The sequence below is a fragment of the Campylobacter sp. BCW_6889 genome (genome assembly GCF_001762535.1).
GTDB classification, from domain to species: Bacteria; Campylobacterota; Campylobacteria; order Campylobacterales; family Campylobacteraceae; genus Campylobacter_D; species Campylobacter_D jejuni.
In genome coordinates, this window is record NZ_MJWZ01000064.1 from 1 (window position 1) to 21,507 (window position 21,507).

Sequence of the window (21,507 nt, forward strand, 5' to 3'; positions counted from 1 at the left end):
ATCCTTGCTACTAAAAAAGGTTTAGAACAAGACAATCAAGCCGTTAAAGAATCAGTTCAAACCGTATCAGTTGTAGAAGGTGGTAATCTAACAGCAAGAATTACTGCTAATCCAAGAAACCCGCAACTTATTGAACTTAAAAATGTTCTAAATAAACTTCTTGATGTTTTACAAGCTAGAGTAGGTTCTGATATGAATGTTATTCATAAAATATTTGAAGAATACAAAAGCTTAGATTTTAGAAATAAAATCTCTAATGCTTCAGGAAGTGTTGAATTAACTACTAATGCTTTAGGCGATGAAATAGTTAAAATGCTAAAACAAAGTTCAGACTTTGCTAATGCTTTAGCTAATGAAAGTGGAAAATTACAAACTGCTGTTCAAAGCTTAACCACTTCTTCAAATTCTCAAGCTCAATCTTTAGAAGAAACTGCAGCAGCTTTAGAAGAGATCACTTCTTCTATGCAAAATGTTTCAGTTAAGACTAGTGATGTTATCACTCAATCTGAAGAGATTAAAAATGTTACAGGTATTATAGGAGATATTGCAGATCAAATCAATCTTTTAGCTTTAAATGCAGCTATTGAAGCTGCACGTGCTGGAGAACATGGTAGAGGCTTTGCTGTTGTAGCTGATGAAGTTAGAAAACTAGCTGAAAGAACACAAAAATCTTTATCTGAAATAGAAGCTAATACTAATTTACTTGTTCAATCTATCAATGATATGGCAGAAAGTATTAAAGAACAAACTGCAGGTATTACTCAAATCAATGATAGCGTAGCACAAATTGATCAAACTACTAAAGATAATGTTGAAATTGCTAATGAATCAGCTATTATTTCTAGTACAGTAAGTGATATAGCTAATAATATCTTAGAAGATGTTAAGAAGAAGAGGTTTTAATCTTAGATGACTAGCTAAAAAGCTAGTTATCTATAAAATAAATTTACTTATTGATTTAAAATTTGATTTTTACTCTTACATAAATTCTGCCAATTTGAAACACTTTTGATTTCAAGACATTGTTTTAAACTTTCTTTTTCAGCTTGTATATTTTGCATTCTTTCATAAGTTAAAGCTTGGATATATAAAGCTCTTGCTCTATCTTCATCTGAAAGTTTTAATTTAAGCAAATCTGCTAAAACAGCTAAACTTTCTTCATTTTTATTGATTTTAGCCAAAGCATCAAGATACATAAATTCTAAATTAGGACTAAAAAGATTTATACCTTTAAAATTTTGATAGTCAATGGCCTTAGGTGCGTAAGTTAAAATAGTTGTTTGCATATTATGATCATTAGCATAAGAAAGTAAAGCATCATAAGCTTCTACCATACTAAAATTCATTGGAAAACTTTCTAAAATTTGCAAAATTTTAATGGCTTGATTGTAGTCATTTAAACGCAACAAAGACAAAAATTGCAAATAATAAGCCTTAAAATTCTCATCATCGCTTTTTAAAATTCTAGAATTAGCTATATCTTTAGAAATTTTAATCACCTGAGGATATTGTTTATTATCAAAAAGAATAGATGCTTTTTGAAGACCATAAAATATAGAATCTTCGCTATAATTTTTATCTATATAATCAAGTGCTTGTTCAACATTAGAAGTTCTGATAAGACAAGCTAACATTTGTTTTTTATTCTCAATTTTCTGACCTATATCATAAGCGCTAAAACGCATAAAAATATTTGCAGCATTGATACAATTATCAGCTTTTATCGCATTTTTTAAATCATTAACAGCTGCTTTCTCTAAAAATTGAATAGCATTTGGAATTTTTTTACTTTCTATAAGATCTTTATAAGCTAAAATCGCACTAAAATTTCCCTCTTTATAATAAAGTGCAACATCTTCATCTAAAGCTTTATTTGCAATATTCTCATCTTTATTTGCATATTGCTTCATTAAATCTGTATAACGCTGATGCAAAAAGCTTGCATTATTATCACCTAAAGCAAAGAATACCTCATCACTTGCTTTTTTGATTTCATCTAAATACCTACCATCTAAATAATCATCCATATACAAATCAAGGTATTTTTTAGCATCACTAGATCTATTAGTATGTGATAAAACTAAGGCTAAATCTTTTAAAGTTTCTTCATAACTTGGATCAAGTTTGGACATTTTAGCAAAGGCGTCTTCATAAATACTTGCACTTATATCAAATTGTCCTTTTTGATTAAATAATTTAGCAAGTTCTAAAGATCTTGGAATATCTTTTCCAAAATATTCAGGATTGGCTTTTAAAATAGTGTTAATATACTCTATAGCTTTATTTACTTGCCCATTTGAAAGCAAATTCTTTGCCAAACTCATAGCTGCTCTTGCAGCTAAATCTAAATTTTTTGTATTAAAATAAGTATTTTCATAAATATTTACAGCTTTTTCTTTTTCATTTAAATTATAAATATAGTCTGCATAATCAAGTTTTGATAACTGAGTAAAATAATTATTAGGTTGTTCATTATCCAAAATCGACATTGTATATTCTACATCAGCACGCTGGGCTAAAGCGATATAAGTTCTTAACATTATATGTAAAACTTCTGAAAAATTTTTATCACTTGTAAAAGTACGCGTCCAATTTTTAGCATCATCAATCATCTTTTCTAAAATTTGTTGATCACGCATACTTGGATCTTGGGTGTAAAGTTTATTTTGAGCTCTTAATTTATATAGTATAAATTCACTAGTAAAAATACTACCGCGATATCTATTGATAGCATTTTGTGCATCAATCACTACTTGATTATAATTAGCCTCATCGTATTCTTTTTTGATACGTAAATAAGTATTGATATCTGCACTTTGAGGGATGACAACAGGATCAGAATTTAAATCCAAAGCTCCAACATAAGGCAAGCTCTCGTGTGGAAAATTGATATTAAAATCAAGTCCATCATAGTCTTTAATAGGTACTAACTCTGGTGCAAAAATAAAAGTAAAAGCTTTACTTTTATGCGAGCTTGATGAACTAAGTTCTTTATCTATATAAATATTTTGAGAAGTGTCAAACATTCTTGCTTGCATTTTTGGCAAAATGATCATTTTAATTTTTTGAGCTTCTTGTATAAATTTTAAATCAAAAGCAGAAAAACTCTGATCTTTTAATTTATTATCAACCATACCTGCAATATCACATTCAAAATGAACTTTTACTTCGGTAATAAATTTTTGACATGTAAATTCTAAATCATTACTTACATGTAAAACTGCAAAAGCTTGATTATTTTCGCGACCCGTGTTTAAAACAAGCTCAAAAGCAAAAGCATTTAAAAAACTTAATAAAATTAAAAATAATATTCTCATAAAATAATTATAGCAAAACTCTTATAACATTAACAATATAGCAAAAGTGCTTACACAAACACAAAAAGCTAAAATAAAATTTTGTATAAAACTAAACTTAATATTATGAACCCTATCATTTTTCATAAATAAAGCATGAATTAAAATCTTTAAATACGCATAAAGCATAATAACAGAAGATAAAGCCACAAAAAGTGCCAAATACCAATATCCATTTAAAATTACTGTATTTAAAATCATAAATTTACCCCAAAATACTCCAAAAGGCGGGACACCTGCTAAAGAAAGCACACTAATGCTTAAACAAAAAGCAATTAAAGGTTTTTTAACCAAAAGCCCATTTAAACTCTCATAAGAATTATTCTCATAATTGCTTAAAATCATAAATACAGCATAATTTGCAAAAGCAAATAAAGTCCAATATCCAAAAATAGCAAGCAAAATTCCATCAAAATTTTGTTCTTTTAATAAAGGAATGCAAGCTACCAAAACCAAAGAAGAATGCACTACAGAACTATAAGCAAACATTTTTTTGATATTGTTTTGACTTAGAGCCGCAAAAGCACCTATAAGCATAGAAAAAATCGCTAGAACTATTATGATATATTCAAAACCTGTATTATTTAAAAAATCAAACAAACGAATAACCACAACCAACATGGCAACTTTTGGCACAACTGAAATAAAAGCAACCAAATTTGTATGTGCTGCATAATACACATCTTTGAGCCAAAAATGAAAAGGTGCCAAAGAAAGCTTGATTGCACAAAGAACAAAAATCATCACTCCAGCACCCAAAAGCATGGGATCTTTTTGAAACTCATTTTTTAACGCTAAATTAGCAGATAAATCTAAAGTTCCTGTTTTTAAATAAATAAAAGCTACAGCCATAACAAAAAACCCAGCTCCTACAGCCGCTACACTAAAGTATTTTATCGCACTTGAAATAGCATTATCACTTCCACGCATTGCTATTAAAGTATAAAGTGCTAAAGAAGAACTTTCAAGTCCTATAAAAATAAGTACTAAATTTGAGCTTGAAACCATCAAAAGCAAAGATGCAATCACAAATAAAAATAAAGCATAAAATTCACCCTGATTTTCTTCTTTTTGCATTAAAAGATATAAAAATGAAAAACACAAAATCACCAAAGAAGCATAAAATGAAACAATATCATTATTTAAAGTAGCCAAAAAAGCTTTTGCTTCTAAACCTTGAGCATTTGCATTATTTAAAATCAAAAAAGCACTTACAATTAAAGATAAAGAACTTATGCCAATATAAAACGATCGATGAAATTTCCAAAAACCAGAGCAAAGCAAAAGAACTATTGCAGTTGTAATTAAAAATAAAAATGGATAAGATAAGCTTATATTTAAAAGTTCTAAATTTAAAAAATTATTTAACATTTGCCTCTCCTATTTTAGATAAAAAATCTAAAGTATTTTGCTCCACAGCTCTAATATTCATTGTTTTTATAAGATTATCCACATCTTTTTGTATCGGCTTTAAAAGTATATTTGGCATAAGCCCTAGTCCAAAAATCATTACTACAATACACACAAGCGCTACTATTTCTCTAAAGCGTAAAGAAAAACTCTCTATAAAGCTTTGTTTTTGCATGAAAAATATTTTTCTAAATACTGCAAACATATAAATCGCTCCTAAAATAATCACCAAACCTGCCAATAAAGCGTAAAATAAATTAATCTTTGCTATACCTAAAAGAATTAAAAACTCTCCCACAAAAGAAACAGTTAAAGGCAAAGAAACGCTTGCGAGTAAAATTAACATAAAGAAAATTGAAAATAAAGGTGCTTTTTTGGCCAAAGAATGGTAAAAAGAAATATCATAAGTATGATATCTTTGGTATAAAAGTTCAACCATTAAAAATAAAGTTCCTGTTACAATACCGTGTGCAAACATATAAAAAACTGCACCACTAATACCCAAAGCATTTAAAGAAAAAATTCCCAAAATCATCACACCAAGATGTGAAATAGAACTATAAGCGATCAATTCTTTAATATTTTCTGCTCTATAAGCAATTAAAGCATTATAAACGATACTCACTATGCATAAAGCTACAATTAAAGGCATAAAATACACACTCGCATCTGGAAAAAGTGGTAAACAAAAAAGTAAAAATCCAAAAGGAGCCATTTTAAAAACTACAAGCATTACAGAAACAAGCACAGGCGAATTTGCATAAACCTTAGGTGCCCAAGTATGAAGTGGAAATAAAGGAGCTTTGATAGCAAAAGCGATAAAAAATGCTCCAAAAAGTAAAAGTTGCTCTGTGAAATTTACTGCCGAGGCATTATTTTTCCAAATTTCTAAGTCAAAAGTGAAGATGTTTAAAAGTTGATAATTTAAATAAGCTTGATAAATCAATGCCACAAGCATTAAAATTGAACCCACAAAAGCATAGATAAAAAATTTCACCCCTGCTCTAAAATCTTTACTATAAACTCCCATAATATAAAGCAAAGGCAAAAGAGAAAATTCCCAAAAAACATAAAATAACAAACCATCTTTTGCGCTAAAAAGTCCCATAATGGAAAATTCTAAAAAGAATATACAAGATACAAGTGCTTTTTGTTCCAGCTTTAAAAATAAAAAGCTTAAAAATATCATCAAAGAACTTAAAAGCATCAACACAAGTGCAATACTGTCTACTCCTACATGAAAGCTAAAAAATTTCAAAATTTTAAAAGAGAGATTATAATCAAAGCTTGCCCCTTGTAAAAAATCCGCAAAAATATCCAAATTTAAAGCCAAAATTATAAAACTTACAACAACGCTAAAAACCTTAACGCCTCCGCGATTTAAAAGCAAAACCACAAAAGCAGAAATTAAAGGAAAAAATATCAAATAATTTAGCATTTTACACCATCCATACCAAAATCAACAAAATCACAAAAGCTGCCACCAAAAATCTAAGCATTAAGTTTAAGCTGTTTGGCATAATCATTTTTTGTGAAATAATTTGAGAATACAAAGCAATTTTTTCAACTATTCTATCAAAAATATAAAGATCACAATGCTTTAAAATCGCACATAAACTTTCATATTTTGAAACAATAAATTGATGATAGAATTTAGGAATAAAATAATCATTACTTAAAAGTTTGTGAATTTTATTTTCTTCAATACTTTCTTTAAACCAAGAATTTTTATAAGCAAAAATAGCCAAAATTACACCCAAAATAGCTGCTACACTCGCACAAATCATTACAATTTGATTTTGTGCATCAATAAAAACTAATTTTGTGCTTAAATATTCAAAAAAACTATATTCAAAAAATCCTGCAATAATAGCTAAAACCATCAAAGGACTCATAGCTAAAAGTGCGATTTTACTTGCTTCATGTGGATGTTCATCATGTCTTGCAGGGGTAAAAAATACCAACATTAAAAGTCTAAAGCTATAAAATGCTGTTAAAAAAGCTGCGATTAAAAGCACCAAAAAAATACCATGGTGAAAAGAAATGAAAGAATATCCTAAAATCAAATCTTTAGAGAAAAATCCTGCAAAAGGATAAATTCCTGCTAAAGCTAAAGATCCTATACACATCAAAATAGCTGTAAATTTTAAAGGTTTAAAAAGTCCACCCATTTTTTTAATGTCTAATTTATCATTCATAGCATGCATTACATTTCCAGCACCTAAAAAAAGTAAAGATTTAAAAAAAGCATGTGTAGCTAAGTGAAATAAAGCTATACCATAAGCCCCAAGTCCTGCAGCTACAAACATATATCCAAGTTGCGATAAGGTAGAATAAGCAATAATGCGTTTTAAATCCCTAGCCACCAAAGCCATAGAGGCTGCAAAAATCGCTACAAAAGCTCCAAGTAAGGCAATAATATAAGAAACCTCAGGAACTAAATCATAAAGCGTGCTCGCACGAATTACCAAATAAACCCCCGCTGTTACCATGGTTGCTGCATGGATTAATGCAGAAACAGGAGTTGGCCCTGCCATAGCATCAGCAAGCCAAGTGTGAAAAGGAAATTGTGCAGATTTTCCCATAGCCCCTATAAATAAACAAGTTGCGATTAGGATCAAAGCGTTGCGATCTAGGCTTTGTGCCATGGAAAAAACTTCATCATATTTTAAAGTTCCTGCTTGTAAATAAAGCCAAAAAATTCCTAAAAGCATACCCAAATCCGCAATACGATTCATAATAAAGGCTTCATTAGCCGCAAAAGAATAAGTATCATTTTTATACCAAAAACCTATAAGCAACCAAGAGCAAAGCCCAACGCCTTCCCAACCTACAAAAAGTCCTAAGAAATTATCGCTCATAACTAAAAAAAGCATAGAAAAGACAAAAAGTCCTAAATAAGCAAAAAATTTATTAAAACCTTCATCATGAGCCATATAAAAAATACTATAAAAATGCACACAAGTAGCTACAATACCTACAACACTCATCATAGTAAGCGAAATGGCATCTATATCAAAGCCAAAATTTACTCCAGCAAACCATTCAAACAAACTCACATTAAAAGCTTCATTGCAAAAAAGCAAATACAAAGAACAAAAAGCACTCAAAGCTATTAGAAGTGAGCAAATTATCCCTACAAATTGTTTTTTCTCACTCAAAGCAAAACAACTTGCAAACAAAAAAGCTATAAAAGGACTAAAAAGAGAAATCAAAGCCAAATTTTGCATACTAAGCCTCCACTTCTTTTAAGCTTTTTAATTCCAAAGTGCCTTTTCTTCTATACCAAAGCACACACAAAGCTACACCAACAGCTACTTCACAAGCCGCTACACCCATGATAAAAAGTGCAAAAACCTGTCCATTTAAATCATTGTGCATTTTAGAAGCTGCTACCAAAGCTAAATTAGCACTATTTAATAAAATTTCACTCGAAATAAAAAGCATAATGAGATTTTGTCTTTTTAAAATCCCTACAAGCCCTATGACAAACATTAAAATAGCTATAAAAAAATACTTTTCTATCATTGTTTTTCCTTTGCCAGCTCTTTATGAGTAAGTACTATAGCACAAACTAAAGCAATCAAAAGTAAAATGGCTATGAATTCAAAAGCCAAAAGATATTTTGAAAAAATCGCTAAAGCCAGTTGTTTATTAAAATCAAACAAAGCAGGATCATTTAAAGGCAAATCCGTGCTGATATTTTGGTATTTAAAACCTATAAGCATGGCCAAAAGTAAAATCGCACTTAAAACTACCAAAGTAAAAAAACTTTTTTTAGCTTTAAGTTGTTCTTTAAATTCTTTAGAAGTATCAAAAAACATCATCGCGAAACTATAAAGTCCAAGCACAGCTCCACTATAAACAATAATTTGTATCACGCCTAAAAACTCTGCATCAAGTAAAAAATAAAATCCCGATAAAAACACCATTCCACCCGCTAAAGCCGAAAGAGAATAAAGCATATTTTTACTTAAAACCGCAATGCCAAAAAAGCCTAAAACCACTACACTAAAAAATACAAAGGCTAAATTTTCTATCATTTATTTTCTCCTTGCTCTTGTGTATTTTGATTTTCTAAGGCTCTTTCAATCATCACATCGTAATAACTTGGTGTTTTTACCACCAATAAATCAGCATCTTTTCTAAGGCTTCCTGCTCCTTCAAATTCAACTTGATTTTTAAGCTTATCAATAGGAGTTAAAAAATCTTGCTTATAGCCAAAATAAGACCTTTGCTCGGCTGCATTTTCATACTCTGTCCCATGTACTATAGCAAGTTCTGGGCAAACCTCAGCGCAAAAACCACAATAAATACAACGCCCTAAATTAATACTATAATTTCCTACTTTTTTACGCCCATTTTCATCTAAAGAAGTTTCCATTCTAATACAATTGCTAATGCAAATTTTTTCGCAAAGCCCACAACCTATACATCTTTCATTTTCGCTTTCTATAAAACGCATCAAACGATGAACAGCACGGTAACGATTGTCAAGCTTTACCTTTTCAAAAGGATATTTAATCGTAGCGCTATTATTTCTCTTAAGTAATTCTCTCATCATCACAAAAAGCCCTACAAAAAGCTCTAGTTTAACGCTTCTACGCAAAGCTTGTGAAATTTTCTCCCAAGTGCTAACAGGAGTTTTTCTTTTCTCATCCACTAAATAATAATTTTTCATATCAAACTCCTATAAAAGAACTGCCAAAGCAGTGATTAAAAGGTTTAAAACCGCTAAAGGGATTAAGATCAAATAGCACATTTTCATCACTTGATCTGGACGCAATTGCGGAAAAGCAGCTCTTGCCCAAAAATACCAAAAGAAAATAAAACTTGATTTTACTATCATCATAATCCAACCAGGAATAATCCAAAAGCTATTAAAACCCCCTAAAAACAAAAGAGTTACCAAAATAGCTCCAGCTATCATAGAAGCATATTCACCTATAAAAAACATACCCCATCTTAAACCCGAATACTCCGTTCCATAACCCGCTACAATTTCAGCATCATTTTCCGTCAAACAAAGCGGAGTTCTATTGGTCTCTATAAATAAAGCAATTATAAAAAGCACAAAAGCCAAGGGCTGTTTAAAAATAAGCCAAGAAAAAAATCCATCACTTTGATAATTGTTAATATCCACCAAAGAAAAAGAACCTACAAGCATTACAATAGCAATCAAAGCCAAAGCTCCTACGCTTTCATAGGAAATAATCGCTACAAGCCCTCTTGCAGCCCCTAAAATCGACCATTTATTATTACTTGCAAGTCCACCCAAAAACACCGCATAAAAGCAAAGTCCTGAAGTGCCGATGACAAAAAGCAAAGCTACATTGATATCTGCCACTATAGGCTGAATCACCCTTCCAAATAAAGTAAATTCAGGTAGCATAGGAATAGCCGCTAAAGAAACAAAAGCACAAATAGCAGAAATCAAAGGTGCTATAGCAAAAATAAATTTTTGCGAATTTGAAGGGATTATATCTTCTTTAGTAAAAAGTTTTATCATATCAGCTACAAGTTGAATAAGCCCAAAAGGCCCTACCATATCAGGCCCTATGCGTCTTTGAAAATAAGCTAAAACTTTTCTTTCAGCATAAGTTGCAAGACCTGCTAAACTCGCAAATATTGCAATGACAATAATACATTTAATCAAAGCCTCTAAAGCAAAAAAAGCAAAATCACTCATGGTTTGTTCCTAATTTTTCTAAATTCGCCACAACAAATCTTTCATCAAAAAAGCTTAGCGTGTCAAGTTTTTCATCAAAATACGGTAAGAAAGCTCCATTTTTTATATCCTTATCCACACGCACACTAAGGCTTAATTCTTTATCTTTTATTTTAAGTTTTACAAGATCTTTATCTTTTAAATTTTTCTCTTTAGCTAAATTTTCACTTACACCTAAAAAAATCACCTCATTAATCGCACTAGCACGATTTGAAAATCTACCAAATTGATAGCTAGGATTAGCACTATAAAGCAAAATTTCATCTTCTTTTGGGTTTAAATTTTCAAAATTTGGAGAGATGAATTCTTTTTTAGCAACTTGTTTAAAACATTCTAAATTAAGCTCATATCCCCTTTTACAATCGCCTGCATTGGTATAAAAATTGTCTAAATGATCAAAATCAATCGGAGAAAAACCTTTATTTATAGGGAGTCTCTTAGTATAATTTATGGTATATTCCTCATCAAAACCTAAAGCATTAGCTAAATCATTTAAAAAATATCCCTTAAATTCTAAAGCAGCGTTAGTTGGCACCACTCTTTTATCGTAATTTAAAAAAGTTCCTTCTTGCTGATTTAAACTCGCACTAGCTAAATTTGCATGCTCTTCATAAGAAAAACTAAAATCACCTTTTTCATTATAACCTAAAGTCTTGCCTTCTTGTGTGTTTTTATCCAAATCGCAAATCATGGCCACACCTAAGGTATTGGTATGCGTAGGATTTAAAAAGACTTTAAAAGGAGTGGTATTTTGGATCAAAGCAAGTAATTTAGCAAGTTTTTTCGCATTTTTATGAAAATAAAAATCACTCCCTATAACAAGAGTAAAATTTGCTTTTTTAAGCAATAAATCTTCTAATTTATCTTCATCTATGCCTAAATTTTTAGCAAAAATAGAGCGTTGCACTTCTATGATTTTTTTCACTTTCTTAGGCACGACTTTTTTTACTTCTTTTTGGATTTCATTGCCTTCTTCATCTTTTTCTATGACTTGCTCTACAACTTCTTCGTTGATACTTTCTTCTATTTCTTTATTTTCACTAACAAAAAACTCTGCTAAATGAGTTTTAATACCTTCATCTTGGCTAAATTTTTGAAGTAAAAAATATAAAATTTGCTCTTCATCGCCACTTTTATGAATGTGTGAAATAAAATTTTTAGAATATTTTGCTATACCCATATCTTCCATAGGATGAAAATAAAGCCCTGAGCCTTTATTCATCACTAAAGCATTATTGATTTTATAGCTAAGTGTTGGAGCATCATATCTTAAAAGCATTCCAGCCACAACCAAAAAATCACTTTTTGTTATATCTTGAGTATTAGCACTATAAAACTCGCCAGAATTAGCGATAAATTCTTGTAAAAATTCTTTAAATTTCAAAGCTTCTTCATTGATCAAAGAAAGATTAAATTTCTTTTTTAAATTTTGTAAAATCAAAGCTTCTTCATTGGTAATAAAACTATTAAATTTAATGTTTTTAATTTCATTTTTCTCAAAAAGCTCCACAAGTTCTTTAAAGGCTTTTTCATCTTTATCTGCCTCATTTTGCGTATCAAAAGCAAATCTTGCAGCCTTATTTAAACTCGCAAAAGCAAAATCATTACTCACACGATAAATTTTTTCTTTTTGATTGCTAATACCACTTTGCTTAATATCATAATACATCAACTCACAATCGCTTGAATGCGGATTTGAAGCAGGGATTCTTTTAAGTTCCCAAATATTTGAAGTGTATTGAAATTTCGAACCTATCAAAGCTCCTGTTGGGCATACGCTTGTACATTCCCCACAAAATGAACAATCAAGCGTGTCGCCATTTGCAGGACCTATCAAACTTTTTTGAAATTTAGTCCAAATCGCATAAGCATCTTTTCCCATGCTCTCTTTAAAGCTATTATCCACACTATCTCCGCCACGAGGAACGGTTTTTAAAGCACTTTCGCCGATTTTATCCTTACAAACTGTAATACAACGCTCACATACTATGCAAAGTGCGGGATCGTAATTAATCATTCCCCAATGTTTATGCGGTTTATGCGTGTCTTTAATCCAATGTTTTTGAACATTTACACGACTTTTATGAGTGAAATTTTGCAATTCACACTCGCCTGATTTATCGCAAACTCCACATTCTAAAGGATGATTGATACAATAAGCTTGCATGATCTCATTTCTTTCATCCCAAAGATTTTTTAAATCACTTTCTACAACCATACCCTCTTTTGCTTTAGTATTGCAAGAATATACCTTTTTACCATCAGCTTCAACCATACACATACGACAAGCCAAAGTAGGACTACAGCCTGAAAGATAGCAAATCGCTGGGATAAAAATATCATTTCTTCTTGCTATATTTAAAATATATTCGCCTTCTTCAAAGGCGCAATTTATACCATTAATCTTAACTGTCATTTTGCTTCCTTTATGCGAATTGGAGTAAAATCAAAACCATTGTTTTCATAATTTAAAAAAGCTATGGTGCCTTGTAAATTTTCATCTAAACAAAGCTTGGTTTTAAAACTAAAATCTTTAGCCAAAATTTTAACTTCACTTTGATCTTTGCATTTTGCAATTTGTAAAAATTGCTTTGAACAATGTAAATTTTTATCTTGCAAATTTACTCTAAAAAGCACTAAACCATCATAATTATCTAGTTCTTTTAAGGTGTTTAATTTTGCCTTTTTAAAATCGCATTCTTCTTCATCGCTATCTAAAATCTTTAATTCATATTTTACGCTTAAGAAATTCAAAAAATATTTGATATTTTCGCTATCTTTGTAAGAATGGATATTTTTATCTATAATTAAATACTTAGCCTCTTTTAAAAAAGCAAGCACTTCACCTGCTTCTTCCTCTCCAAAACAAGATTCAGCACTTAAATATCCCTCATCTAAATCGCAAAAATGCCCTTCATCGCTTAATTTACAAAGCAAAGCTAAAACAAAACTCAAACTTGCAATTTCGCATTTGTAAAATTTAGCTTTTAAGTTTTTATCTTCCAAACAAGAAATATTAATGCTATTTACACCTATTTTTTCACATAAATTTTTGTTTTTAAGGCTTGGCATATCTAAAAAACAAAGAGCATTATCATAAATCATACCCTCTCCTTTTTTATAACAATAGTCCAATCCACTTGATTAAATTTCAAAGAATTTAAAAGCTCACAGCCTTGTTCTTTTACAAAAGAAAAACTTTTTTCAACAGGAGAAAAATCGCCGATTTCAAAAAGCACCACTAAAACCTCGCCTTGTTTTGCTTCTTTTATGATTTGTGCTAAATCTTCAAAAAGCTCTTTGCTTTTTCTTAAATCTACTCTTCTCATCGATCTATCTCACCTAAAACTATATTTACATTACCCATAATGGCTACAACATCAGCCAAATAAGTACCTACAAGCATTTCTTCAAAAAACGCACAATGCCAATAACTAGGCGTTCTAGCCTTTAAACGATAAGGTCTTCCTGTACCATCACTATGGATAAAAAAGCCAAGCTCACCTTTTGGACTTTCAGTAGGCACATAAACTTCGCCTTTATGAGGTTTTAAACCTTGAGTGATTAAAACAAAATGTTGCATTAAAGAATAATTCTGTGTTAAAATTTGTTCCTTTGAAGCACTTACATACTCAGGATGCGTAGCTAAAATTTCAGGCGGAGTATCTTTATAAAGCGTGGCACATTGTCTAAGGATTTTCAAACTTTCACGAAATTCTTGCATATAAACTTTATATCTTGCATAAGAATCCCCTTGTGTAGCATAAGGCACACCAAATTCGACTTCATTATAAAGCAAATAAGGCTCTTCTTTGCGTATATCGTATTTTATACCACTTCCTCTTAACATCACACCCGTACAACCCCAATTTAAGGCTTGTTCTTTGGTAACCACACCTACATTTTCAGTTCTTAAACGCCAAATTCTATTATCATCTAAAAGATCTTCATAATCTTTTAGATCATTTGGAAATTTGTCACAAAATGCAAGCATTTCTTCTAAATAATTCTCAGGTAAATCAAGCATAACCCCGCCTATTCTCATAGAAGAATGCGTAAGCCTTGCACCGCAATACTTTTCTATCAAATCCAAAACATACTCACGTTCTCTAAAGCAGTATAAAAACACACTCATCGCACCAATATCAAGCGCATGAGTGGCAAGCCAAAGTAAATGCGATGCAATACGGTTTAATTCTAAAAGTATCATGCGTATGACTGCTGCACGGCGTGGAATCTCTAAACCACAAAGCTTTTCAACCGCTGCACAATAAGCATAATTATTCGCTGAAGCGGCGATATAATCCATTCTATCAGTAGTAGGAATAAATTCTTGATAAATCATATTTTCAGCCATTTTTTCCATACCACGATGCATATAACCTATACAAGGACGCGCTTTTACAACTTGCTCTCCATCAAGTTCTAAAATAAGACGTAAATTTCCATGTGCTGAAGGGTGTTGAGGGCCTAAATTGATAATCATTTTTGAGTCTTCTTGCTCAAAAGCTATATTTTCATAATAAGGTTTTAACTTGCTAGGAATTTGCATTTTAACGCCTTTTCTCTAAAATTTTTGCTTCATCACGTTTTACTTTTTTTACAAAAGCTACGCCTTCATCTTCTTGATATTCTTGTTTAAAGGAAACTTCCTTCTTTTGACCACCTTTTGGCACTTCATGATAAAGTCTTGCAAAATTTAGCGTATCTTTATCATCAACAAAACCAGAATCTCTTTGTTCTTCACCCACTACTTCACGATATTCTTTACCAAAAATTTTATCAATCTCATACCATCTTGCAAACTCATCACCCTTTAAAGGATAAGTTTTTAAAAGCGGATGTCCAAACCAATCATCAGGCATTAAAATGCGTTTTAAATTGGGATGATTTATGATGAAAATTCCAAACATATCATAAATTTCTCTCTCACTCCAATTTGCCCCTTTAAAAACATGAGCCACGCTTTGCAAACGCTCTTTTACGCCTACAAAAGTTTTTATTCTCACTCTTAATTTTTTTTCTAAATTTAAAAGCTGATAAAACACTTCAAAACCATTTTTATCTGCTACAAAATCAATAGCACTTGCCTCTGTAAAACTTAAATACCCTAAAGTTTTAAGCATTTGCAAGGTTTTAACATTGTCTTCTTTTTTAATTTCTATTACCCAAAAATCAAGCTCTACAAAGGAATTTAAAATTTCTACTTGAGTTTTTAAAACTTCAAAATCATCTTTAAAAACACTTTCATTAACATCAGATTTTACAGTGTGTGGTGCGTGATAAAATCTATCTTTATAGTAATTTTGAGTTTGAGCATTTTTTTTATCGCTATACTTTCTCATCATACCAACCTTTTAGGTGCGATCTTGCGACTTGCTTTTTCTTTGCGAATCTTTTTTTGCAAAATCATCAAAGCAAACTGAAAACTTTCGGGGCGTGGAGCACAGCCTGGTACATAAATATCTACAGGTATAATTCTATCCACTCCTTGAACAGTAGAATAAGTATTAAACATACCACCTGTATTGGCACAACTTCCCATAGAAATCACCCATTTAGGATCAGGCATTTGATCATAAAGTCTTCTTGTAAATTCAGCGTGTTTTTTACATAAAGTTCCTGCGATAATCATCACCTCACTATGACGTGGCGAAGCTCTAAAAATCGTTCCAAATCTATCAAAATCATATCTTGAACCCCCAGCCGCCATCATCTCAATCGCACAACAGGCAAGTCCATAAGATAAAGCCCATAAAGAATTACTCCTACCCCATTGAACTAGTTTATCAACGCTAGTTAAAACGACGGGCAAACCACTTGCATAATTTACTTGATGCTCTGCCATGCAAACGCTCCTTTTTTATAAGCATATAAAAATCCAACTCCTAAAAGTACGATAAAAACAAAAACTTCTAAAAGCCCAAACCAACCTAAATCTTTAAAAATCAAAGCCCAAGGAAATAAAAACACAACTTCTATATCCAAAAGTATGAAGATTAAGGCGATGATGAAAAATTGAGAGTTAATCTTGTTAGCTTGTTTAACAGGAATAGGACCACATTCATAAATTCCAAGTCCTAATTTTTTGCGATTTTTTGCGGCAAAATTATTACCAATTTTTGAAGCTAAAAAAACCAGTCCAAAAAAAATAACACTAGCAAGTACTAGCATTAAAAAAATACCAAAATAAGGATGCGAAGCATCTATATGAGACATTTATTCTCCTTTTTTAAAGCACTTTAATCACTCCACAACAAAAATTAAATTTACACTTTTCTTTATTTTACTCTAAACTTTCTATATTGAAACTTATATTAAAAAATATTTTTTAAAGTTTTAATTTTTTATGATTAAATTTATAAAAAAGATCACTTTGATGGGTTATAAATATATAAGAAATATTATTTTTTTGCTGATAGTCATATAAAAAAGTTAAAATTTCTTTAGAAGTTTTAATATCAAGTGCTGAAGTAATTTCATCTAAAATCAACAATTTAGGATTTAAAATCAAAGCACGGATAAGACCTACACGCGTGGCTTCTCCTCCGCTTAACTCATAGGGTTTTTGTTCTAAAATTTGCTTTTTTAGACTAAAAAAATCAAAAAATTCTAAAATCAAGTCATCATTCTTTTGTAAATTAAAATTTTCCAAACCATCTTGTATAAGATTTTTGATTTTTTTATAAGGGTTTAAAGCCATTTTTTGATCTTGAAAGCAATACTGAATTTGCTTTCTTAAAAGTCTCTGTTTGTTTTTATCAAGCTTGTGTAAGTTAAGATTTTCATACCATACCTCACCCTCGCTTGGATCTTCTAAAAAACAAAGAATTCTAGCTAATGTACTTTTACCTGCACCACTTTTACCTAAAATTATTAAATTGTCATTTTTATTTAAAGAAAAATTGATATTATCAAAAATAATATGTCTTTCTTTTTTTAAATACCAATGCTTTTTAAGCTCATAAAACTTACTTAAATTACAAACTTTAAGCATTATAATACCTTAAAAACTCATCTAAGCTATATAAATTTGAACTATTTTTTTCTAGCATAAGAATTTCATCTGCTAAAGAATTTACCAAATTTAAATCATGAGTGATGCAAACTAAGGCTGTGTTATTTTTTAATTCTTCTAAAATCGATATAATCTTAGAAGCGTTTTCTTTATCCAAAGAAGCTGTGATTTCATCACAAATTAAAATTTGGGGTTGATTTAATAATGCCAAAGCTAGGCTCACCCTTCTTGCCATACCCAAACTTAATTCATTAGCATAAGAATGCCACAAACGATCAAGATTTTCAAATCCTAATTTTTTAAAATAAGAAAAAGCGTAATCTTTTCTTTCTTTTTGTTTTAATTTTGTATGAGTTTTTAAAACAAGATGACATAAATTTCCAATATCCAAATAAGGATAAAGACTAAGCTCTGCATCTTGCAAAACAAGTGCCACCTTAGAACGAAAATCTCTAAGTTCTTCTTTGTTAAAATTAAAAATACAAGAATTATGAAAACTTAATTCATCAAAACTTATTGTGAAGTTAGAATCTAAAAGTCTTACCAAAGCTTTTCCTAACAAACTTTTGCCTACTCCACTTTGTCCTAGTATCATTAAAGTTTTGCCTATTTTTATATCTAAATTAATATCCTTAAGCAACAAATTATTCTTCAAACTGATATTTAAATTTCTTACCTTCAAGATCTTATACCCCAAATTTTTTGTAAAAAATTACCCAACCATAAAAGAGGTAAAAACAACAAAAGCAAGCTTAAAAGTGGAAAAAGTATCATCCACCAAGCACCTATAAAAACTGCTTTTGAAGACTCACTCAAAAGAGTACCTAAAGTTGGAATTTCAAATCCTAAACCCAGTCCAAAAAAACTCAAAGTAGCTTCTGTGGCTATAGCATGAACGATATTAAATATAAAAAGTGTAAAAATCAGTGTTTTTAAAGCAGGTATTAAATCTTTAAAAAAAGCTCTAAATTTAGTTCTTCCAAGCACTATATTTGCTTTGTAAAAATCTAAATTTTCAAGTCTTTTTAATTCACTTTCTATAATTCTTGCTATAAAACACCAATGAATTAAAGCGATTAAAAAAATCATCAAAAACACATCAGAAGTTATCATACTTTGAAAAAACATCATAAGTAAAAAAGCAGGCAAGGCTAAAAAAAACTCTAAAATACGCATCCAAAAAATATAAAAAAAACATCGTGCTAAAAACAAATAACACAAAGCAAAGATAATAGACAATAAAGATCCACCAACACCTATAATCAAAGAATTTCTCAAAGCAAAAAGCAAACGAGAAAACAAATCTCTGCCTAAAAAATCAGTCCCTAAAATATAAGTAAAATTAGGAGCTTGATGCAAATTTTCTAAATGAGTACTTAAAATATCAAAAGGAGTCAAAAAAGGTGCAAACAAGGCGCATAAAAACAAAAAAATTAAAGGCGCAAGTATGATAAGAAATTTAAACAAAATCAAGCCTTCTTAATCTAGGATTTAAAATCCTAGCTACAATATCACTTAAAAATGTAAAAAATGCTGCAAGCAAAACACTAAAAAATATAAGCGCAAGCACAATAGGATAATCTTTAAAAATAATACTTTTAAAAAGTAAAGATCCAAGCCCCTCGTAAGCAAAGACACTTTCTACCACATAAGTTCCCATCATAAAACTTAAAGCACTTCCCCCAAAATAAGCCACAATAGGACTTAAAGAATATTTCAAAACTAAAAAATAAATATCTTTTTCTCTCAAAGCTCTAGCGTATAAATTTTGAATAAAAATTTGAGAAAAACTTTCATTGATAAAATTTCTAGCAATCCTTAAAAATAACGCCAAATGTGATAAAACAAGCACCAAAACAGGCAAAATCAAATGCTCTAAACGATTTAAAAAATCATCTTCAAAGCCTATATCACTACTTCCCATAACAGGCAAAATTTTCCAAAAAATTCCAAAAATCAAAACAAACAATAAAGCCAAAACAAAAGGAGGTAAAGCAAAAAAATTAAAAGCTAAAAAAGTGATGATTTTATCTATAAAACTTTCTTTATAATAATATCCCAAAAGTGCCAAAAAAACACTGAGTAAAAATAAAAGCATTAAGGCACTAAAACCCAAAATAAAAGTATTAAAAATTCTTTCTTTTATAAGCTTTAAAACACTTTCTCCACTTAAAAAAGAAACCCCTAAATCTCCTTTTAAAGCCTTAAAAAGCCAAATTTTATACTGCTCTAACAAAGGCTTATCAAGCCCTAAATTTTGTTCTATTCTTTGAACAAATTCTTTACTTTGTGAATTAACTCCATTAGCATAAGCTATACTGCCTTTACTAAAATAAAGCAAAATAAAACATAAAAAAGTGCTAAAAAATGCTATAAAGATACTAAAAACTAAGCGTTTTAGCACTATTTACTCCACTCATAAACATTCCAAGTAAAACCCACTCCATGATGACCTAAAGTCCTTGCTTTGATACCTTTTAAATCTTTATTATAAACTAAAGCAAAATCAAGATAAGCTAAAAAAATAAAAGGAGGATTTTCATACAAAGCATCTATAAAATCTTTATAATATTTTTTTCTCTCTTCTAAATTTGAAGTATTTCTTGCTTTTTGCAAGGCTATATCCACTTTTTTATCATGATAATGTCCAAAATTCCAACCCTCATCATTTAAAGCACTATCTTGCGAACTTTCAAATACCCTAAAAGTGTGAAAATCAGGATCTAAAGGACTTCCCCAGCCTATTAAAAAACTATCCACTTTAGAATAATCAAAACTTCCAGCAAGTTTAGCCACCACCTTGCTTACAACTCCTATTTTTCTAAATTCGCTTTGCAAAATTCCAGCTAAACTTACCCTTAAAGGATCATTACTCATCGCCCAAATTTCAAATTCTAAAATTTTCCCATCTTTTTCAAAATTTCCATCTTCATTTTTCTTAAAACCTGCACTTACAAGCAAGTCCTCGGCTTTTTTAGAATCATATTTGTAAATTTTAAAATTCTTAGAATTTGCCCAAGAACGCTCTAAAGGGTGATTGGCCACAAAAGCATAATCATGTAAAAGATTTTTTACTATACTTTCTTTATCAACTGCGTAATTTAAAGCTTGTCTTACTTTTAAATCTTTTAAAAATTCATTATCAAAATTAAACATTAAAGCCCGATAATCAGCCGATTTTTCACGTAAAATTCCAAAATTTTCATCATTTTTAAAAATATTTAGCAAAGAAACATCGATTAAAGCTGCGTCTATCTTGCCATTTTTAAGCTGGGCACTAGCTATAGAAGGATCAAAAATGTGTTTTATAATAAGTCTTGGAGTTTTTACCTTATCAAGATAAAAATGTTCATTGGCTTTAAATTCAACATATTCACCTTTTTTCCATTTTACAAATTTATAAGGACCTGTGCCTATAGGATTTTGATTAAAAGAGCTTATGTTTAAATTCTCATTTTCAAGCAAATGTTTAGGAAGCATTCCTATGCTTAAAGCATCTAAAAATGCGGGATAAGGTTTAAAAAGTGTGATTTTTACATGAGAAGGATTTAAAATTTCCACACTTTTAATGTCTTCAAAATTGACATAAACAGAAGAATTGTTTTTAGGATTTTTAAAGGCTTCTATACTAAATTTCACATCATCAGCACCAAATTTGACTCCATCATGCCATAAAACATCATCTCTTAAAAAAATATCATAAACAAGCCCATCTTTACTAACATCCCAAGACTTAGCCAAATCAGGTTTTAAACTCATATATTCATCAAAACGCGTAAGCCCTGAAAATACAAGATTAATCACTGCATCATGATCCTCACTATAAGCAGGATTTATCCTTGTGATTTCATTTTCAACCGCTACAATAAGTGTATCTTTTGGGATTTTTGCTTCTAAATTTACAAAAAGTAACAATACAAAAATTAAAAATCTCAACATAAAAAACCTTTTTATTTTAATAACGCACAAAATTATAAAACAAAAAAACTCAACTC

At 30.2% G+C, this 21,507-nt stretch carries 21 protein-coding genes; 1 reads left to right on the forward strand and 20 read right to left on the reverse strand.

Going from position 1 to position 21,507, the window contains the following annotated elements:
• Positions 1-903 (forward strand): methyl-accepting chemotaxis protein (locus tag AJ939_RS06140; protein WP_250540826.1); only part of this gene is annotated, 903 nt, incomplete at its 5' end.
• A 47-nt stretch (positions 904-950) separates the two neighbouring features.
• Here AJ939_RS06140 and AJ939_RS06145 read toward each other — a convergent pair.
• From AJ939_RS06145 to AJ939_RS06240, 20 genes are all read right to left on the reverse strand, one after another.
• Positions 951-3,317, reverse strand: coding sequence for a tetratricopeptide repeat protein (locus tag AJ939_RS06145; protein ID WP_070275939.1), 2,367 nt, complete (start codon positions 3,315-3,317; stop codon positions 951-953).
• Positions 3,318-3,338: 21 nt separating this feature from the next.
• Positions 3,339-4,727, reverse strand: a complete 1,389-nt coding sequence (locus tag AJ939_RS06150) for an NADH-quinone oxidoreductase subunit N (protein WP_070275938.1) — start codon at positions 4,725-4,727, stop codon at positions 3,339-3,341.
• A complete protein-coding gene (locus AJ939_RS06155; protein WP_070275937.1) occupies positions 4,717-6,204 on the reverse strand; it encodes an NADH-quinone oxidoreductase subunit M in 1,488 nt (495 codons plus the stop codon). Before AJ939_RS06155 ends, AJ939_RS06150 begins: the two co-directional genes overlap by 11 nt.
• Position 6,205: 1 nt before the next feature.
• Positions 6,206-7,996 (reverse strand): NADH-quinone oxidoreductase subunit L, encoded by a 1,791-nt coding sequence (gene nuoL, locus AJ939_RS06160; protein WP_070275936.1) that lies wholly within the window; start codon positions 7,994-7,996, stop codon positions 6,206-6,208.
• 1 nt (position 7,997) lies between these two features.
• Positions 7,998-8,294 (reverse strand): NADH-quinone oxidoreductase subunit NuoK, encoded by a 297-nt coding sequence (nuoK, locus tag AJ939_RS06165; protein WP_002858466.1) that lies wholly within the window; start codon positions 8,292-8,294, stop codon positions 7,998-8,000.
• Entirely contained in the window at positions 8,291-8,809 is a 519-nt protein-coding gene (locus tag AJ939_RS06170; RefSeq protein WP_070275935.1) for an NADH-quinone oxidoreductase subunit J, read from the reverse strand. The genes nuoK and AJ939_RS06170 overlap by 4 nt, the downstream gene beginning before the upstream one ends.
• The gene (gene nuoI, locus AJ939_RS06175; protein WP_002862213.1) at positions 8,806-9,447 is read right to left on the reverse strand and encodes an NADH-quinone oxidoreductase subunit NuoI; all 642 of its coding nucleotides are present in this window, start codon (positions 9,445-9,447) and stop codon (positions 8,806-8,808) included. Before nuoI ends, AJ939_RS06170 begins: the two co-directional genes overlap by 4 nt.
• 9 nt (positions 9,448-9,456) lie before the next feature.
• On the reverse strand, positions 9,457-10,455 hold the full coding sequence (gene nuoH, locus AJ939_RS06180) for an NADH-quinone oxidoreductase subunit NuoH (RefSeq protein WP_002856570.1): 999 nt from the start codon (positions 10,453-10,455) through the stop codon (positions 9,457-9,459).
• A complete protein-coding gene (locus AJ939_RS06185) occupies positions 10,448-12,910 on the reverse strand; it encodes an NADH-quinone oxidoreductase subunit G (protein WP_002862214.1) in 2,463 nt (820 codons plus the stop codon). Before AJ939_RS06185 ends, nuoH begins: the two co-directional genes overlap by 8 nt.
• Positions 12,907-13,599, reverse strand: coding sequence for a hypothetical protein (locus tag AJ939_RS06190; protein WP_044779867.1), 693 nt, complete (start codon positions 13,597-13,599; stop codon positions 12,907-12,909). Before AJ939_RS06190 ends, AJ939_RS06185 begins: the two co-directional genes overlap by 4 nt.
• Positions 13,596-13,823 carry an NADH-ubiquinone oxidoreductase subunit E family protein gene (locus AJ939_RS06195; protein ID WP_002824979.1) on the reverse strand — a complete coding sequence of 76 codons (228 nt, stop codon included), beginning with the start codon at positions 13,821-13,823 and terminating at the stop codon, positions 13,596-13,598. The genes AJ939_RS06190 and AJ939_RS06195 overlap by 4 nt, the downstream gene beginning before the upstream one ends.
• On the reverse strand, positions 13,820-15,046 hold the full coding sequence (gene nuoD / locus AJ939_RS06200) for an NADH dehydrogenase (quinone) subunit D (RefSeq protein ID WP_070275934.1): 1,227 nt from the start codon (positions 15,044-15,046) through the stop codon (positions 13,820-13,822). The genes AJ939_RS06195 and nuoD overlap by 4 nt, the downstream gene beginning before the upstream one ends.
• Position 15,047: 1 nt before the next feature.
• Positions 15,048-15,842, reverse strand: a complete 795-nt coding sequence (locus AJ939_RS06205) for an NADH-quinone oxidoreductase subunit C (RefSeq protein WP_079396806.1) — start codon at positions 15,840-15,842, stop codon at positions 15,048-15,050.
• The gene (locus AJ939_RS06210) at positions 15,839-16,342 is read right to left on the reverse strand and encodes a NuoB/complex I 20 kDa subunit family protein (RefSeq protein ID WP_002777888.1); all 504 of its coding nucleotides are present in this window, start codon (positions 16,340-16,342) and stop codon (positions 15,839-15,841) included. The genes AJ939_RS06205 and AJ939_RS06210 overlap by 4 nt, the downstream gene beginning before the upstream one ends.
• Positions 16,324-16,713: an NAD(P)H-quinone oxidoreductase subunit 3 gene (locus AJ939_RS06215; RefSeq protein WP_002824972.1), complete on the reverse strand. Its 390-nt coding sequence runs from the start codon at positions 16,711-16,713 to the stop codon at positions 16,324-16,326. The genes AJ939_RS06210 and AJ939_RS06215 overlap by 19 nt, the downstream gene beginning before the upstream one ends.
• A 112-nt stretch (positions 16,714-16,825) precedes the next feature.
• A complete protein-coding gene (locus AJ939_RS06220) occupies positions 16,826-17,491 on the reverse strand; it encodes an ATP-binding cassette domain-containing protein (RefSeq protein WP_002862218.1) in 666 nt (221 codons plus the stop codon).
• A complete protein-coding gene (locus AJ939_RS06225; protein WP_032603387.1) occupies positions 17,484-18,194 on the reverse strand; it encodes an ATP-binding cassette domain-containing protein in 711 nt (236 codons plus the stop codon). The genes AJ939_RS06220 and AJ939_RS06225 overlap by 8 nt, the downstream gene beginning before the upstream one ends.
• Entirely contained in the window at positions 18,191-18,985 is a 795-nt protein-coding gene (locus AJ939_RS06230) for an ABC transporter permease (RefSeq protein WP_074487149.1), read from the reverse strand. Before AJ939_RS06230 ends, AJ939_RS06225 begins: the two co-directional genes overlap by 4 nt.
• Entirely contained in the window at positions 18,972-19,916 is a 945-nt protein-coding gene (locus AJ939_RS06235) for an ABC transporter permease (protein ID WP_002862221.1), read from the reverse strand. The genes AJ939_RS06230 and AJ939_RS06235 overlap by 14 nt, the downstream gene beginning before the upstream one ends.
• Positions 19,916-21,451 carry an ABC transporter substrate-binding protein gene (locus AJ939_RS06240; RefSeq protein ID WP_044779869.1) on the reverse strand — a complete coding sequence of 512 codons (1,536 nt, stop codon included), beginning with the start codon at positions 21,449-21,451 and terminating at the stop codon, positions 19,916-19,918. The genes AJ939_RS06235 and AJ939_RS06240 overlap by 1 nt, the downstream gene beginning before the upstream one ends.
• Positions 21,452-21,507: the final 56 nt, after the last annotated feature.